We start from the raw sequence: 15,667 nt of genomic DNA on the forward strand, positions 1-15,667 counted from the left end.
GGCGGCTCTCAGGCCGCCCGGACCGGCGTCACACCATGTACTGGTCGTGGCGCCGGTAGAGGTCCGTCCACTCCTCGTCGCCGAGCCGCCGCCCGGTCGCGGCGATCTCGGCGAGCTCCTCGAAGTAGGCCTCGCGAGGAGCCCCCGGCGTGAAGAGCAGGAGCATCGCCGCAGGCTCGCCCGACTCGTTGCGGAAGCCGTGCACGCCGCCCTCGGGGACGAAGAGGAAGTCGCCGGCCGAGGTGTCCTTCCAGCCCGTCCCGTCGTGCAGCCGGACGGTCCCGGACAGGATGTAGAACGACTCGGTGATCGTCCGGTGGAAATGCGGCATCGGACCGGAGGGCTTCGGGCCCATCTCCCAGCGGTACAGGCCGAACGCGCCGTTCGTCGAGCCGCCGGTGCCCAGATAGTGCACCCGCGTCCCGCGGTGGACGCGGTCGCTGTCGGCCGCGCCGATGAGCAGGTCGGGCGCCGCCCCGGCGGGACGGAACGTCCCGCTGTTCTCGCCGCCGTCCCCGAAGTAGCGGGCATCGGGATAGGTCATGGCTACACCACCAGGTTCAGCAGGAGGACGAACACCAGGCCGGACACCGAGATCACGGTCTCCATCAAGGACCAGGTCCTGATGTTCTGCCCGACGCTGAGCCCGAAATACTCCTTGACCAGCCAGAATCCCGCGTCGTTGACGTGGGAGAAGAACAGCGAGCCGGCCCCGATCGCGAGGACGAGCAGCGACGTCTGACCGCTGTCGAGCGTGGTGGCCAGCGGCGCGAGGATCCCGGCCGCGGTGACCGTGGCGACCGTCGCCGAGCCGGTGGCGAGCCGGATGAGCACGGCGACCAGCCACGCCAGGAACAGCACCGACAGGTCGCTGTCCTTGACCCAGTCGGCGACCAGATCGCCGATCCCGGTGTCGACGAGCGTCTGCTTGAAGCCGCCGCCGGCGGCCACGATCAGCAGCGGGCCGGCGATGGGCGGCAGCGACCCGGCAAGCGAGGAGGCGATCCCCTCCCGGTCCATGCCGGAGCCGAGACCGAAGGTGAACATGGCGACGACGACCGCGATGATCAGCGCCACCAGCGGGGTGCCGAGGTTGTCCAGGACGGTGCGCACCTGACCGCCCTCGTCCAGGGTGATGTCGGCGACGGCCTTGCCCAGCATCAGCACGACCGGGAGCAGCACGGTGAACAGGGTGACGGGGAAGGACGGGCGCCGCCGCGGCTTGCCGTCCACGGCGGCGTGGTCCTCGGTGTCCCGCTCGTCGGCGCCGGTGACGTAGAGCTCCGGCGCCGGGACGTCCACCCACCGGGACGCGAACCGGGCGAACACCGGGCCGGACAGCGCGATGGTGGGGAGCGCGACGACGATGCCGAGGGCGAGCGTGAGGCCGAGGTCGGCCTTGAGGTTGTCGATCGCGACGAGCGGCCCCGGGTGCGGCGGGACCAGCCCGTGCATCGCGGACAGGCCCGCCAGCGCGGGGATCCCGACCGCGATGATCGACATCTGGGCGCGGCGCGCCACCAGCAGGATGACCGGCACCAGCAGGACGAGCCCGATCTCGAAGAACATCGGCAGCCCGATCAGCGCCCCGACGAGGGCCATCGCCCACGGCAGGAACCGGCGCCCGGTACGCCCGATGATCGTGTCGACGATCTGGTCGGCGCCGCCGGAGTCCGCCAGGAGCTTGCCGAACATCGCGCCGAACGCGATCAGCGCGCCGACCCCGGCGGCGGTGTCGCCGAACCCCTTGACGAAGGCGTCGACGGTGTCGGCGACCGGCAGCCCCGCGATGATCCCGACCAGCAGCGAGCCGAGGGTCAGGCTCAGGAACGGGTGCACCTTGAAGTAGGTGATCAGTACGACGATCAGGGCGATGCCGGCGAGCGCGGCCGGCACGAGCCTCCCGCTCGACGCCGCCGGCGCCGCGGCCAGCACGATCGGGTGCATGCGTCATCCTCCTGGGAGCCGGAGTGAACGATGATGGTCGCCCGAGTGTGGCCGCTATAACCTGCCGTTAACAAGGGATAGCTCCATAAAATCGTATCTTTGTCGGGGCTTGTCTGGCTTCGTGTGATGATTGGCGCATGGTGGAGACCCCCTCGGCGGGCCTGCACGGCAGCGTCCTCGATCGGCTCGGCATGCTGATCACGTCCGGCGCGCTGCCCGCGGGCGAGGTGCTGCGGATCGAGCAGCTGGAGGCGCGGTTCGCGGTGTCCCGGTCGGTGGTCCGGGAGGCGATCCGCGTCCTGGAGGCCATGGGCATGGTGAGGAGCCGCCGCAGGGTCGGTGTGACGGTCGCCGCCCGCCCGGACTGGAACGTCTTCGACCCGCAGATCATCGGCTGGCGGCTCGAGGGCGACGGCCGGGAGGAGCAGCTGCGCTCCCTCGGCGAGCTGCGCCGCGGGCTGGAGCCGGTGGCCGCCGCGCTCGCCGCCCGGAATGCGACGCCGGCGCAGTGCGGCGCGCTGACCGGCGCGGTCATGGAGATGGCGGTGCACGGCAGGTCCGGTGACCTGGAGGCCTACCTGGCCGCGGACATCCGCTTCCACCGGACGCTCCTGGAGGCGTCCGGCAACGAGATGATGGGCGCGCTGAGCGGCGTGGTCGCCGCCGTCCTGGCCGGCCGCACCCACCACGACCTGATGCCCGCGCACCCCGAGCCGGTCGCGATCCGCTGGCACGCCGAGGTGGCGCAGGCCGTGCAGTCCGGCGACGCGGAGGACGCCGAACGCGCCATGCGCGACATCGTCGAGGAGGCGACCCGGGCGATGCTGGAGCCCGGCTGACCGGTCAGAACAGCGTCGGCGGCTCCGCGGGGACGGGCTCCGGCAGCGGCTCCAACCCGGGGACGCGGGCCCTCACCTCGTCGTGGAAGCGCCGGGCGAGCTCGGGCGCGTCGGCGTTGTCCGGCGTGTGGACGAACACGGTCGGCGAGCGTCCCTCGGCCAGCCATCCGGCGACGCGCCCGACCCAGAACCGCCAGCCCTCGACGGTGCGCTCGGTGTCGTCCCGTCCGAGGTAGCGGACGATGGGACGCTCCGTGAGCGCCTCCGCCCTGCGCGGCACCCGCGGCTTCTTCGTCCAGGCGTCCCGCTCGGCGTCGCTGGTCGGACGGCTCTGGAAGAACGCGGTCGTGTCGAACGGGACCCACTCGGCCCCGGCGCGGGACAGGACCCGCTCAAGGTCGCGCACGGATCCCGCGTCCTCGAAGAACGCGCGGTGACGCACTTCGACGGCGTACCTGTGCGCCGTGGGCAGCCTGCGCAGGAACGTCGCCAGCGTCCCGAGGTCACCGGGGCCGAAGGAGCCTGGGAGCTGCACCCACAACGCGTGCGCCCGCGACTGGAGCGGCTCGATCGCGTGGAGGAACGCCCGCAGTTCCTCCTCGGCCCCGGCGAGCCGCCGCTCGTGCGTGACCGTCTTCGGGAGTTTGATCACGAACCGGAAGCCGGGCCCGGTCTGCTCCGCCCACGACTCCACGGTGCTCCGCGCGGGCGTCGCGTAGAAGGTGGTGTTGCCCTCCACCGCGTTGCACCAGCTCGCATAGGCCCGCAGCCGTTCGCCCGAAGGCAGCGACGGAGGGACGAACCGTCCCTGCCACCGCGCGTGAGCCCACATCGCGCACCCCACATGAAGCCGCATGCCCCGACGCTACCGGTGATGCGGACCTCCGAGCCGGCCGTCCAGCACGCCGCCGAAACCGGTTCGAGCGGCCTCGACCCGCGCGAAGCGGCTCCAGGCAGGTCGGAGTGTCACCCGCAAACGGAGATACAGCCTCCATTTACTCTTGCGTGGGAGCTCCTCGGCATGCCATGATTAAACGGAGGAAATTTCACCGGTTAAAGTGGAACGTGGAGGTGGGCGATGCGTGCGGAGACGGCGAACCGCGGACCGGGCCGGGCGTCCTGGCGGAGCGGTGGGGCGCGGCGGCGGCCGGGCGGCATCGCACCGGCTCGGGAGCGATCATGACCGGTGCCGCCCTTCCGCCGCGGCTGGCGCGGATGAACCGGGTGCCTTTCCGGCTGCTGGCCTGGGGCCTTCCGATGGGCCCCCTCGTCTTGCTGCGCACTCGCGGACGTCGCAGCGGCCTGCCCCGCACCACTCCGGTGGCGCTTCTGGAACTCGACGGCCGGCAGTGGCTCGTCTCGCCCTTCGGTGAGACCCACTGGGTCCGCAACGCCCGCTCCGGCGGCCGGGCCGAACTCGGTCGCGGGCGACGCTTCCGCAAGGTGCGCCTCACCGAGATCGACGACGACCGCAAGCACCGGATCGTCAGTGCCTACCGCCACAAGTACCGTGTCGTGCCGTTCGTCCGCGACGCCTTCGACACCGGCCCGGAGGCGACCGCGTCCCCCGACTCCGACCGTCCCGTCTTCCTGGTCGAACGGGACGCCTGACTCGTCCGCCGTCCCAGGGGAACGGACCGCCGACGCGCACGTCGAGCACATCCTCGCGAAGCTCGCCCACTCCTCCCGCGCCCCGATCGCCGCGTGGATCAGCGAGCGGGGGCGGTGAACTCGTAGGATCCGACCGTGAGCGAGGAGGAGATCCGGACGGCGCCGCCGACCGCGGCCCGCCCCCGGCCCGACATCACCCCTGCGGAATTCGAGGAGTTCGTCGCCGATCGGCTGCTCGGACCGGCCGCCCCGCACGTGAGCGGGCTGACCGTCACGCTGCATGAGAAGGTGGCCGGCTCCGACGGGACCTACGATCTCGACGCGACCGTCCGCTACCGGTTCGCGGGCATGGACTTCCTGGTCGTGGTCGAGGCCAAGCACCACCGGAACCCGATCAAGCGCGAGCTGGTGCAGGTGCTCCACCAGAAGGTCCAGAGCATCGGCGCGCACAAGGGCGTCATGGTGTCCACCGCCACGTACCAGAGCGGCGCCGTGGCCTTCGCGCGAGCGCATGGCATCGCTCTCGTGACGGTCACGGACGGCCGGTTCCTCTTCGAGACGAGGGAGAACATGCCGGTCGAGGAGAGCGCCGGCTCCGGCCCGTCGCGTTTCGTCGTCCACTGCCATGGCCTTCCCGGCAGAAGACCGGGCACGTCACGTGACCTGCTCATGGTGCCGGACGACGACGACTACCCGCGGCAGGCGGCGGAGATCCTGCTGGGCCGCCCTTTCGGGAGGCCCGCTCCGTAGTACGGACGGCCCGGTCAGGCGCCGACGTGGACGTGCGACGCCCACACCGAGGGGTAGTCCGGCCATCGGTCCCGCATCTGGCGGGTCGCGGCGTGGACCGCGCCGGCGACGTCTCCGCCGTCGGCGACGGCCGTGTAGACGAGGTCGGCGATGTCGACGGCGTGCCGGTCACCGATCGGCCACAGGGTGCCGATCACATGCCGGTAGCCGGCGAGCTGGAACGCCGACGCCAGGTGGATCGCCTCGTCCGCGAGGCGTGCACCCGGCCGGGCGGTCGAGCAGGCCGACAGGAAGGCGAGCTCGGCGCCGTCCAGGCGGAGCCCGGCGAGGTCCGTCACCGTCAGCGGCCGGGTCTGGTGGTCGGCCAGCAGGAGGTGGCTGGACGACGGGTCGGCGAGGTCGCTGTGCCCGTGGCAGGCGAAATGCGCCCACCGGGCCTTCGGCAGCGCCGCGAGCACCGCCTCGTGGGTGGCGGACGAGCCGGTGAGGACGTCGACCGGGCCCGGGAAGCGCCGGCCGATCAGGGCCGCCTCGGACTCCGCCCCCGGCAGGTCGGACCGAGTACCGGGCGTGCGGGGCATCGCCACGGCGACCGCCCGGTCATCGCCGGGCCGCACCGCGTCCGTCGAGCCGCGGCGCGCGTGGGCCAGGGCCCGGACGGTCGGGGCCGTCGAGCACACGACCCGGTCGACGACCGTTTCCGGGGCCGCGTCGGCCATGGTGCCGTGGTACCCCGCCGCATGCACCGGGAGGAACGACATCAGCCCTGACAGGCACCACCACAGCCTCGGCCACGGTGCGCCGTCCTGGGGCGGCCCGCCGATACCGACGTGGTCGAGCACCGGACCGGCCACCGCGTCCCACAGCCATTCGAGCGTCCGCGACATCCGGCGCTGCCCGGCCGCCCACGACCGGACCTCCTTGGCACCGATCTCCTCGACCGCCGCCAGGAACGCGCCGACCTCCGCCACCACCGCGTCAGGGGTGAGCGCGGGCAGCGGCACGGCCGTGGCGCCGGTGTCGGCGTGCAGGACCAGCGCGTGCGATCCGAAGTCCGACACGTTGACGATCACGATGTGACCGCGGGCCGGAACGAGGTCGGGGACGGTGGGCGGGCGCAGGAAGCGATCGAATCCGGGCAGTTCCCGGATCTCCGCGACGAGCCGGTCGAACGCCGCGGCCGTGGCGCGGCGTTCCACCGATCCCTGGGGTGCAGGGACGGCGCCGCTGCCGGGGACCCCCGCCGCGGGCGCGGGACGGTCGAGCTCCGTGCAGAGGGCGGTGAACCGTCCGGCCAGGTCCGGGTGCCGCTCGGAGAGCGCGGTGAGGTCGGTGCGGGTGTCGAGCGCCTGGCCGAGCAGCAGCCCGCGTCCCTGCTCGAACAGTTCGACTCCGGACTCGACCTGCCCGGCGCGCACGCAGCAGGCGGCGGCGTCCGACGCGATCCCGCCCATGTCGCCGAGGAGGATCTCCTGGTCGCGGCGGTCGAGGCCCCGGGGGACCGTGCGCCCCATCAGGTCTGCGACCGCCGCGTAACCGACTACGGCCTCCTCCCACCGTCCGGCCTCGGCGGCGAGCCTGGCCCAGCGAGCGGCCGCGACCGCGCGGACGCGGGGCGGGGCGGCTTCGGTCGCCGCTCCTTCCCGGCACGCCGCGATCGCCTCGTCCAGATCCGGTCCGGCGCCCGTCAGGGTGGACCGGGCGCCGAGCGCCCCGCCCAGGTTGGCCAGGTAGCCGGCGCGGTCGGGATGGTCGGGGGCGATGGCGGCGACCGCGGCGCGGGCGGCGCCGATCGCCGCGTCCACGTCCGCCGCCTCTCCGGTGTGCTCGTACCGCCGGTGCAGGACGATCGCGCGGTTCGACAGGACGCCGGCACGGCGCGGGTGGCCGTCCGGGACGGCCGCGGCGGCGGCCCGGGCGGTCTCGGCCGCCTCGTCGATGTCGGCCCGCTCCCCGCTGATCGAGAACCGGGCCTGCAGGGCCGCGCCGAGATTGGACAGGCGCACGCCCCGGCTGGAATGGTCCGCCGGAGTGGCGAGGACCGCCTCGCGACAGGTGTCGATCGCCTCGTCGAGGTCCTCGCGGCGCCGCACGGAGTCGAACCGGACCTGCAGCGCGCCGCCCAGGTTCGCCAGCATCGTCCCGCGGTGGGGGCTCGCGTCCGGCGCGGCGGCCACCGCCATCCGGAGCGCGTCGACCGCCTCGTCCAGGTCCGCCTGCCCGCCGGTGCCGCGGAACCGGGACAGCGAGGCCGCCCCGAGGTTGCCGAGGTAGGCCGGGAGGTGCGGATGGCCGGGCGGCGCGGCGGCGACCCCGGCGCGGCCGGCCTCGACCGCCTCGTCGATGTCGGCCTCCTGCCCGGTGCGCTCGAACCGCATGCGGAGGATGTCGCACAGGTTCGACAGGTACGAGGGACGTTCGGGACCATCCGCCGGAGTGGCGGCCACGGCCCGCCGGGCGAGCGCGACCGCCTCGTCCAGCTCCTTCCGGCCGCCGGTGCGCCGGTGCAGCTCGCACAGGGCGTTGGCGAGGTTGGACTGACGTCCGCACAGATCGGGGTCGTCGGCGCGGGTCGCCGCCACTGCGGCTCGTCCCGCCTCGACCGCGTCTGCCAGGTCCAGTTCATCGCCCGTCTGGACGAACCGGATCCGGAGGACGTCGCCGAGGTCGGACAGCGAGGCGGCACGCTCGGCGTCCTGCGGCGCGGCGACGGCCACCGCCTCCCGATGGGCCTCGACCGCCTCGTCCAGATCCGCCGGGTCCCCGGCGCGTTCGAACCGGGCCAGCAGCGCGTGGCCGAGCTGAGACAGCTGCCCGGCGTGCGCGGGGTGGTCGGGCGAGGTCGTGATCACCGCGTCCCGTGCCAGGTCGATCAGCTCGTCCGCGCCGGTCACCCGGTGGAGCAGCGCCTCCCTGGTCCGTAAGGCAAGGTCGAGGTTGGACGCCATGGCGGCGCGGTCGGGGTGGTCGGGCCAGCCGGTGACCGCGGCCCTACCGGCCGCGATCGCGGCGTCGAGGTCAGGCTCGCCGCCGAGGTACTCGAATCGGGTCAGCAGGGCGTTGCCGAGGTTGGACAGGTAGAGGGCGCCATCGGGTTCGCCCGGTCCGGCGCCCTCGACCGCCGCCCGGCCGAACGTGATCGACTCCTCCAGGTCCGGCGGCGCTCCGGTCCGCTCGAACCGGGTCAGCAGCGCGCTGCTGAGATTGGTCCGGCAGCGGCCGTACTCGGCGTGCTCCGGCCCGGTGGCCGCGGCCGCCAGCCGGAACAGCGCGACGGCCCGGTCCAGGACGCCGGCGTCCTCCGCGGCGAGCGTGTCCCGGTAGAGCATGCGGCCGAGGCGGGCCAGCAGCCCGCCGCCGTCCGGGGCGGACGGGGGCTCGCCGTCGAACAGCTCGCCGATCAACGGGGGGACCCCGGCCGGAACCTGCCGGTACACCGGATTGAGCAGCTCCAGGGCGACGGTGAGGTCCGACTCGCCCTCGGCCGAACCGCGGGCGGCGAAGCGGAGCCAGAACAGCCATCCCGCCGCCTGCGCGACCTCGACGTCGTCCACCGGGTCCGGGACCGAGCAGATCAGATCCACCGCGTCGGCGACGGCTCGGGGGGCCAGGACCAGAGTCGCATCACGCTCGGCATTGAACCGGTTGACCCGATCCCGTACCTGTGCGAGCAGACGCGTTCGCACCAGCGACGCTCCTACCATCTCGACGGCCGGAAGTGCAGCAGTGAGGAACCCTATCCATTCTGGCGACGGGGAGGTTCTCGCCCGTTCGCCTTCCTGGCCCGCGGGAGCGTCGGCCGGCTGCTCCGCCCATGAGGCGGAACCAGGTCAGGGGAGGGTGGCGGCCAGGCGGGTGCGCAGGGCGGGCATGCGATCGGAGGCGGCCGCGAGGGTCGTGGGCACCTTCCTCCGGGCCAGGATCTCCAGAAGGATCGCGAGTTGCCGCGGGTCCTCCTCCGACAGGAGTTCGTCGGCGCGCTCCACGGTGAGGGCGGGACGGTCGAGGTCGCGCAGGCAGTCCAGGAACGCATCCCAGTTGTGCCCGAAGTAGTCCGGGAAGCCGAGGGCCCGCGCCGCCTCGTGGAAGAAGGCGGCGCGGGTCCGGCACGCGTGCCCGTCGACGCCCGCCCGCACCGGATCGCTGGTCAGCGTCAGCCAGGGTGGCAGCGAGGTCATCGGACGGGTCCCGTCGCTAGGAGAGCTTGTAGAAGTTGGAGTAGTGGTCCGGCGAGAAGTAGACGGTGCCGGTACTGCTGTGGACGATCCGGTAGGCGTCGCGCGAGGAGCCCTTCGTCCGCGAGTAGACGTCGTACTCGTGGTAGGACGCGCCGGCCGGGAGCTGGCCGTCGTAGTTGTGGTAGACGCCGCCGGTGTAGTTGTACAGGCCGTCCGGCCAGGAGTACCAGCCTGAGCTGGACGGCCATCCCTTCCCGCCCCACACCGAGGCGGCGTACCGGCCGTCGGAGCAGCGTGAGATCGTGCAGGAGCCGTAGACCGTCGCGCTTGCCGGGACGGTGGCGGTGACGCCCGTCGCGCACGTCGCGGCCACCAGGGTGACGGCGGCTCGTTTCGTCCAGGACGGCCGGGAGCGCTGCATGAGCACAGGTACCTCCTACGAACGAGTGCGTCCCGAAGGGGACGATTTCCCCCGGACCCGGAGCGCGCCGGGATCGAGGGCGACCAGCCGTCATGATGACCTTGCGAATCGGCGTAGTCGATACAAAGCCGCCAAGTTTCTATGAACAGGCCTCAACCACCCGACTCGGATTCAGCGCTCTGGAGCGGGCGGGGAACACGCGGGACCGGACAGCGCACCCGGTCCGGAGCCGCGGTTCCGCAGGGATCAGCGCAGCTCCTGGATGCGGATCAGGTTGCCGGCGGGATCGCGGAACGCGCAGTCGCGCAACCCGTACGGCTGCTCGACCGGCTCCTGGACGACCTCGGCCCCCGCGGCCTGCACCCTGTCGAAGGTGTCGTCGAGGTCGGGGGAGGCGAGCAGAATCCAGCCGTAGGTCCCCTTGGCCATCATCTCGGCGATGGTGCGGCGCTCGTCGTCGGTGATGCCGGGATCGGTGGCCGGCGGCGCCAGCAGGATGGAGGTGTCGGGCTGCTTGGGCGGACCGACCGTGATCCAGCGCATCCTGCCGCCGCCGACGTCGTTGCGGACCTCGAAGCCGAGCGCGTCGCGGTAGAAGGCCAGCGAGGCGTCCGGGTCGTCGTGCGGGAGGAAGCTCGTGTGAATGGTGATGTCCATGCCGATCACGCTAGCCGCGGCTCCTTCAGCCGCGCTTCTCGATTCCTGACCGGTCTCGCCCACGGGCCGCAAGCACATCGCAATGCGCCGCGCGAGGGTCCTAGCGGAGATGACGGTCGAGGAAGGCGCCGATCGCGCCGGCCACGGACTCGGGGGCCTCCTCGGCCATGTGGTGGCCGGAGTCGATGGGACTGCCGCGGACATCGTCGGCCCACGCCTGCCAGATCCGCACCGGATCGCCGTAGAGCTCCTCCAGGTCGTCCCGGGCGGACCACAGCACCAGCGTCGGGCACCGGACGCGGCGGCCGGCGCGGCGGTCGTCCTCGTCGTGCCTCCGGTCGATGCCCAGACCGGCCCGGTACTCCTCCAGCATGCCGTGCACGGTCGCCGGGTCGTGGATCGCCTCGCGGAAGTCGGCCCAGGCTTCGGGGGCCATGTGCTCGCCGGTCGCGGAGTACCAGGCGTCGGGGTCGGCGCTGATGATCCGCTCCGCCGGTCGGTCCGTCTGCCCGAAGAACCACCAGTGCCACCACTGCGCGGCGAAACGGGCGTCGCAGCGCTCCAGGTGCTCGACCACCGGCAGTCCGTCCATGGGGATCAGCGCGGTGACCGCGGTCGCATGGTCCATCGCCGTCCGGAACGCCACGAGGGACCCGCGGTCATGGCCCGCGACGGCGAACGCGTCGTGGCCGAGCGCCCGCATCAGGGCGACCATGTCCCCGGCCATCGCGCGCTTGGAGTACGGCGAGTGGTCGGCGTCGGTCGGCGGCTTGGACGACTTCCCGTATCCGCGCAGGTCCGGGCACACCACACTGAACCGGTCCGCGAGGAGCGGCGCGACCTTGTGCCAGGTGGCGTGCGTGCGGGGATGGCCGTGCAACAGCAGCACGGGCGGCCCCGTCCCACCGTGCCGCACCCTCAGCGTGACCTCGCCGACGTCGACCTGATCCAACGTGAAGCCGTCGAAGAACACCCGAGCCCGTTACCCCCGCCGCGCCCCGCCAATCACGCGGCGGTCTCGACGTGCGGCGAGGGAGCGGGGGGCGGGGTCAGTGGCGGGTGGGGAGGCGGACGACGGTGACGAAGAAGTCGTCGATCTGCCGGATGGCCTTGATGAACTGGTCGAAATCGACGGGCTTGGTGACGTAGGCGTTCGCGTGCAGCTTGTAGCTGCGCAGGATGTCCTCCTCCGCCGACGACGTGGTCAGCACCACCACCGGGATGGAGGCCAGCTCCGGGTCGGACTTGATCTCTTCGAGGACCTCGCGGCCGTCGCGCTTGGGCAGGTTGAGGTCGAGGAGGACCAGGTCGGGGCGGGGCGCGCCGGCGTGGTCCCCCCGCTTGTACAGGAAGTCCAGGGCCTCCGCGCCGTCGCGGACGACCTGCAGGGTGTTGCCGACCTTGTTGTGCTCGAAGGCCTCGCGGGTCATCAGCTCGTCACCGGGGTCGTCTTCGACCAGCAGGACGGTGATGGGCTGGACGGCGGTGCTGGTCACGAACTGGCTCCTTGGAGGTCGGTGGTCGAGGAGGGAACGTCGCCGTCGGACGTGCCGGCGGCGGATGCGCCGGCGCCGTCCGAGGGCCCGCCGGCCGGGGCGTCATCGAGGGTCGCCGCGTCGGCGGGCGCGGCGGATTCGTCCTCGGCCGAGAGGGTGAAGTGGAAGCGGGAGCCTTCCTCGCGGTCGGGGTCGAGCCAGATCCGGCCGCCGTGGTACTCGACGATCTTCTTGCACAGGGCCAGGCCGATGCCGGTGCCGGCGTAGGCGTCGCGGCTGTGCAGCCGCTGGAAGATGACGAAGATCTTGTCGGCGTACTCGGCGGGGATGCCGATGCCGTTGTCGGTGACGGTCAGGTGCCAGTGCCCGTCCTCCCGCTCGCAGGTGACGCGGACGACCGGGTCGCGGTCGGGGGAGCGGAACTTGACCGCGTTGCCGATCAGGTTCTGCCACAGCATCACCATGAGCGTGGGATCCGCGGTGAGCTCCGGCAGATCGTCGGGTCTCTCGATGCGGGCGCCGGCCTCGCTGACGGCTCCGTCGAGGTTGGCCAGCGCCTGGTCGAGCGGCTCGCCCAGCGGGAGCGTCCGCTGGTGCTGGTGCAGTCGGCCGACCCGGGAGAAGGTCAGCAGATCGTTGATCAGCACCTGCATGCGTTTGGCGCCGTCCACCGCGAAGGCGATGTACTGGCGGCCGCGGTCGTCGAGCTGGTCGGAGCAGCGGCGCTCCAGCATCTGGCAGAACGACGCGACCTTGCGCAGCGGCTCCTGCAGGTCGTGGCTGGCGACGTAGGCGAACTGCTCCAGTTCGGCGTTGGAGCGGCGCAGCTCCACGGTCTGCGCGTCCAGCTCCGCGGTCTGGCTCTGGAGCAGGCGCTCGCGTTCGGTGGACTGCTCCAGCGCCATCGTGATCCGGCCGCGCATCGCCTCCACGGCGTGGGCCACATCGCGCACGTCGGCGGGGCCGTGCGCACCGATGACATGGGTGAAGTCGCCGTCGGCGACCCGCCGTGAAGCGGAACGGAGCATGCGCAGCGGCCGGTCCACGGCGTAGTGCAGCAGGAGCGCCAGCAGCGCCGCGGTCACCAGCAGCGCGATGAACAGGGCGGTCAGCGTCCAGTCCCGCATCATGCGGGTGTGGCGCAGGTCGGCGCGGCTCTCGGCGCGGACCTGGCTCAGGTGGCGGGTCTGGACCGCCCAGGTCGCGCGGACCTCGTCGAAGGCGGGCTTGCCCCGGGCCGCGATGGCGGCGGCCTCGCCGCCGGGCCCCTGCTCACGGACCTGGTCGATGACGACGCCGCCGTAGTCGCGGCGCCACGCGCCGATGGCCCGCTGGATCGCGTCGAGGTCGGCCCGCAGTTCGGGCTCGTCGGCCAGCAGCCGCTGCAGCCGCGCGAAGGACTCCTGTTCGGTGGCCAGCCCGTCGGTATAGGGCTGCAGGAACTGCCGGTCGCCCGCCAGGGCGTAGCCCCGCACGCCGGTCTCCTGGTTGAGCATGGCCATCTGCATCCGGCTCGCCTCGACCTGTGCCGGTGCGATCCTGTCCACCAGCCGGTCCGAGGCCCGCGCGGTGTCCTCCAGCAAGGTGTGGACCACCACGGCGCCGGTGACGGTGAGCGCGACGATCAGCAGCGCGGCCAGCATGAACCATGTCCGGACGGTCAGTCCCCGCCGTTGCGGGGGGCCGCTCGCCGGCGCCGGTGCGGCGAGATCGGCGGATTCGGCCGTCTCGGCGTCCCGCACCGTCGGGGGCGGTGTGCTCATGTGGGGGTCCATCCAAGGTGAATGACGGCGACGTCGTCGGCCAGGCCCCCGTGCTGGAGCGAAGCCGCCTCGACGTCGGTGATGAGTGTGTCGACGAAGTCGTCGGGGGAGAGCGTGCGGTGGCCCCGGGCGAGCTGGAGCAGGCCGGTCAGGTCGAGGCGCCGGCCTTCGGCGTCGATCTGGCCCTCGAACAGGCCGTCGGTGAACAGGACGAGCGAGCCCCCCGGCGGCAGCGGGACCTCGTGCTCGCGCCAGCCGGCCAGCCCGGGCACCATGCCCACACCCAGCCCTCCCGGCGGCTCGATCAGCCGGACCTCGCCGTTCCCGTGCAGCAGGAACCCGTGGTGCCCGGCCCGCACCACCCGCGCCACGGGCCGGTCGGGGAACAGGGTCGCCGTGATGAGGGTGACGAACATCTCGGAGCCGCCGTCCTCTCCGGCCAGCAGCTCTTCCAGGAGTTCGACCACCCGCGCTCCACGGGTCCCGGCGAGCACGAACGATCGCCACGCCACCCGCAGGCTGACGCCCAGGGCCGCCGAGGCGGGACCGTGCCCCGCCACGTCCCCGATCACCGCGTGCACCAGGCCGTCGCCGGTCTCCACCACGTCGTAGAAGTCGCCGCCGAGCAGGGAGTGCGCCCGTCCCGGCCGGTACCGCGAGACGACCCGCAGGCGCGGATTGGACACCCTCGGGCGCGGCAGCAACCCGCGCTCCAGCCGGGCGTTCTCCTGGGCCCGCATCCGCTGGACCTGCAGTGCCGCGACCGCCTGCTGGACCTGGCGCCGCTGCACCGAGTACCGGATCGCCCGCCCGAGCCGATCCGCCTCCAGCTGGTCCTTGGACAGGTAGTCCTGCGCGCCGGCGGCCATCGCCGCGGTGCCCGCCTGCGACTCCGCGAGCCCGGTCAGCACCACCACCGCGGCACCCGGCGCCCACTCCAGCACCTGCCGGAGCACCGCCAGGCCCTGCGACTCGCCCAGGTGCAGGTCCAGCAGCACGCAGTCGGGCGTGGAGTGCGCCGACAACGGGCCCTGCGCCTCGGGAAGCGAACGCACCCACTGCAGCGACGCCCGCAGTCCGGTGTCGGCGAGCGTGTCCTCCACCAGGAGCGCGTCGGCGGCGTCGTCCTCCACCAGCAGCACCCGCAGCGGCCCGAGCTCCGGCCCGCCGTCGGCGGCGCCGGTGATCGCGAGCGGCGCGCGCGGTCCGGACGGCGCGGAAGAGGTCGGCTCAAGGCCGGTAGTCTCAAGACCCTGCGACATCAGTCCGTCCACCACCCTTCCCCCTCCGCCCCGCCGGTGCCGCGCCGATAGTAGTTGCCTTATGGCAAATATGCGACCGCGGCGCCTCGCTCCGCGATGCATCCGAGTCCCGCGTGACCTGCCCGGCCGCGACCGGAACGCACCGGAGCCCGCGGCCCGTCCGGCCGGCTCTGCTGCCGCTCCGCACTTTCTACAGGCTCCGCGCCGGCGCGGGAGCGCCGGTGGCGCCGCGCGAAGGCCGGGCCGCGCCGGGGGACGCGCCACGGCCTGTGAACAGTTCGATGAGGGCCTGGACGTCGTGGTCGGCTTCGGCGGGATGCCGGAAGGGGCGGTCGGCGTTGACGGTGTAGCGGTTGCGGCGTCCGATCCGGGTGCGGGTGAGGTACCCCGCCTCCTCCAGATCCGTGATGATCAGCTGGGCCGCGCGCTCGGTGATGCCGATGTCCTGGGCGACGTCGCGGACCCGCAGGCCCGGGTCGCGCGCGATGGCGATCAGAACCCGTGCGTGGTTGGTCAGGAACGTCCACGGCTTGTCGTCGCGCCGTCTCGGTGCGCTCTCCATCCGCCCGCCTCGCCTTCCCGCGTCCGCCTTCTCCCCGCCGGGGGGCGCGGGAGCCGCCGGTCGGCGGGCTCCGCCGCCAGAGGGGCAGGTCGTGCTCAGGGCGACATCATACGAGCAGTCTTTGCGGAATAAAATTTCCTGTAACAATATTGGTGCGTTATCGTTCCCGGCGCCTGACTCC

At 72.6% G+C, this 15,667-nt stretch carries 15 protein-coding genes; 3 read left to right on the top strand and 12 right to left on the bottom strand.

Features of this window, described 5'->3' with window-relative positions; genetic code table 11:
• Positions 1-28: 28 nt before the first annotated feature.
• Together BJ999_RS16290 and BJ999_RS16295 are read right to left on the bottom strand one after the other, a co-directional pair.
• Positions 29-544 (bottom strand): cupin domain-containing protein, encoded by a 516-nt coding sequence (locus BJ999_RS16290; protein WP_179834086.1) that lies wholly within the window; start codon positions 542-544, stop codon positions 29-31.
• Between the two features lie 2 nt (positions 545-546).
• Entirely contained in the window at positions 547-1,947 is a 1,401-nt protein-coding gene (locus BJ999_RS16295; RefSeq protein WP_179834087.1) for a GntP family permease, read from the bottom strand.
• Between the two features lie 137 nt (positions 1,948-2,084).
• On the opposite strand from BJ999_RS16295, the gene BJ999_RS16300 reads away from it, so the two are divergent.
• A complete protein-coding gene (locus BJ999_RS16300; RefSeq protein ID WP_179834088.1) occupies positions 2,085-2,786 on the top strand; it encodes a FadR/GntR family transcriptional regulator in 702 nt (233 codons plus the stop codon).
• Positions 2,787-2,790: 4 nt separating this feature from the next.
• Here BJ999_RS16300 and BJ999_RS16305 read toward each other — a convergent pair whose 3' ends face one another.
• Complete coding sequence (locus BJ999_RS16305) at positions 2,791-3,642, bottom strand: DUF72 domain-containing protein (RefSeq protein ID WP_179834089.1); 852 nt, start codon at positions 3,640-3,642, stop codon at positions 2,791-2,793.
• A 209-nt stretch (positions 3,643-3,851) separates the two neighbouring features.
• Between BJ999_RS16305 and BJ999_RS43545 the strand changes: the two genes are divergently transcribed.
• Together BJ999_RS43545 and BJ999_RS16315 are read left to right on the top strand one after the other, a co-directional pair.
• Positions 3,852-4,397: a nitroreductase family deazaflavin-dependent oxidoreductase gene (locus BJ999_RS43545; RefSeq protein WP_218935082.1), complete on the top strand. Its 546-nt coding sequence runs from the start codon at positions 3,852-3,854 to the stop codon at positions 4,395-4,397.
• Positions 4,398-4,532: 135 nt separating this feature from the next.
• Positions 4,533-5,147 carry a restriction endonuclease gene (locus BJ999_RS16315; protein WP_179834090.1) on the top strand — a complete coding sequence of 205 codons (615 nt, stop codon included), beginning with the start codon at positions 4,533-4,535 and terminating at the stop codon, positions 5,145-5,147.
• A 14-nt stretch (positions 5,148-5,161) separates the two neighbouring features.
• Here BJ999_RS16315 and BJ999_RS43550 read toward each other — a convergent pair whose 3' ends face one another.
• The 9 genes from BJ999_RS43550 to BJ999_RS16360 all read right to left on the bottom strand — a co-directional run bounded on the left by BJ999_RS43550 (position 5,162) and on the right by BJ999_RS16360 (position 15,486).
• Positions 5,162-8,833 (bottom strand): CHAT domain-containing tetratricopeptide repeat protein, encoded by a 3,672-nt coding sequence (locus BJ999_RS43550; RefSeq protein WP_218935083.1) that lies wholly within the window; start codon positions 8,831-8,833, stop codon positions 5,162-5,164.
• A 144-nt stretch (positions 8,834-8,977) separates the two neighbouring features.
• Positions 8,978-9,325: a barstar family protein gene (locus BJ999_RS16325; RefSeq protein WP_179834092.1), complete on the bottom strand. Its 348-nt coding sequence runs from the start codon at positions 9,323-9,325 to the stop codon at positions 8,978-8,980.
• Positions 9,326-9,341: 16 nt separating this feature from the next.
• Positions 9,342-9,746: a ribonuclease domain-containing protein gene (locus tag BJ999_RS16330; protein WP_179838591.1), complete on the bottom strand. Its 405-nt coding sequence runs from the start codon at positions 9,744-9,746 to the stop codon at positions 9,342-9,344.
• 246 nt (positions 9,747-9,992) lie between these two features.
• Complete coding sequence (locus BJ999_RS16335; RefSeq protein ID WP_179834093.1) at positions 9,993-10,403, bottom strand: VOC family protein; 411 nt, start codon at positions 10,401-10,403, stop codon at positions 9,993-9,995.
• Positions 10,404-10,503: 100 nt separating this feature from the next.
• The gene (locus BJ999_RS16340) at positions 10,504-11,376 is read right to left on the bottom strand and encodes an alpha/beta fold hydrolase (RefSeq protein ID WP_179834094.1); all 873 of its coding nucleotides are present in this window, start codon (positions 11,374-11,376) and stop codon (positions 10,504-10,506) included.
• 76 nt (positions 11,377-11,452) lie between these two features.
• Positions 11,453-11,899: a response regulator gene (locus BJ999_RS16345; RefSeq protein ID WP_179834095.1), complete on the bottom strand. Its 447-nt coding sequence runs from the start codon at positions 11,897-11,899 to the stop codon at positions 11,453-11,455.
• Entirely contained in the window at positions 11,896-13,662 is a 1,767-nt protein-coding gene (locus BJ999_RS16350; RefSeq protein ID WP_179834096.1) for a sensor histidine kinase, read from the bottom strand. The genes BJ999_RS16345 and BJ999_RS16350 overlap by 4 nt, the downstream gene beginning before the upstream one ends.
• Entirely contained in the window at positions 13,659-14,936 is a 1,278-nt protein-coding gene (locus BJ999_RS16355; RefSeq protein WP_229810461.1) for a PP2C family protein-serine/threonine phosphatase, read from the bottom strand. Before BJ999_RS16355 ends, BJ999_RS16350 begins: the two co-directional genes overlap by 4 nt.
• Before the next feature lie 178 nt (positions 14,937-15,114).
• Complete coding sequence (locus BJ999_RS16360) at positions 15,115-15,486, bottom strand: helix-turn-helix transcriptional regulator (RefSeq protein ID WP_179834097.1); 372 nt, start codon at positions 15,484-15,486, stop codon at positions 15,115-15,117.
• Positions 15,487-15,667: the final 181 nt, after the last annotated feature.

This window comes from Actinomadura citrea, from assembly GCF_013409045.1.
Taxonomy (GTDB): domain Bacteria; phylum Actinomycetota; class Actinomycetes; order Streptosporangiales; family Streptosporangiaceae; genus Spirillospora; species Spirillospora citrea.

Excerpts from the sequence above, each read along its gene's own strand:
- BJ999_RS16290 (WP_179834086.1), bottom strand. The coding sequence starts at position 544 with ATGACCTATCCCGATGCCCGCTACTTCGGGGACGGCGGCGAGAACAGC.
- BJ999_RS16295 (WP_179834087.1), bottom strand. The coding sequence starts at position 1,947 with ATGCACCCGATCGTGCTGGCCGCGGCGCCGGCGGCGTCGAGCGGGAGG.
- BJ999_RS16300 (WP_179834088.1), top strand. The coding sequence starts at position 2,085 with ATGGTGGAGACCCCCTCGGCGGGCCTGCACGGCAGCGTCCTCGATCGG.
- BJ999_RS16305 (WP_179834089.1), bottom strand. The coding sequence starts at position 3,642 with ATGCGGCTTCATGTGGGGTGCGCGATGTGGGCTCACGCGCGGTGGCAG.
- BJ999_RS16325 (WP_179834092.1), bottom strand. The coding sequence starts at position 9,325 with ATGACCTCGCTGCCACCCTGGCTGACGCTGACCAGCGATCCGGTGCGG.
- BJ999_RS16330 (WP_179838591.1), bottom strand. The coding sequence starts at position 9,746 with ATGCAGCGCTCCCGGCCGTCCTGGACGAAACGAGCCGCCGTCACCCTG.
- BJ999_RS16335 (WP_179834093.1), bottom strand. The coding sequence starts at position 10,403 with ATGGACATCACCATTCACACGAGCTTCCTCCCGCACGACGACCCGGAC.
- BJ999_RS16350 (WP_179834096.1), bottom strand. The coding sequence starts at position 13,662 with ATGAGCACACCGCCCCCGACGGTGCGGGACGCCGAGACGGCCGAATCC.
- BJ999_RS16360 (WP_179834097.1), bottom strand. The coding sequence starts at position 15,486 with ATGGAGAGCGCACCGAGACGGCGCGACGACAAGCCGTGGACGTTCCTG.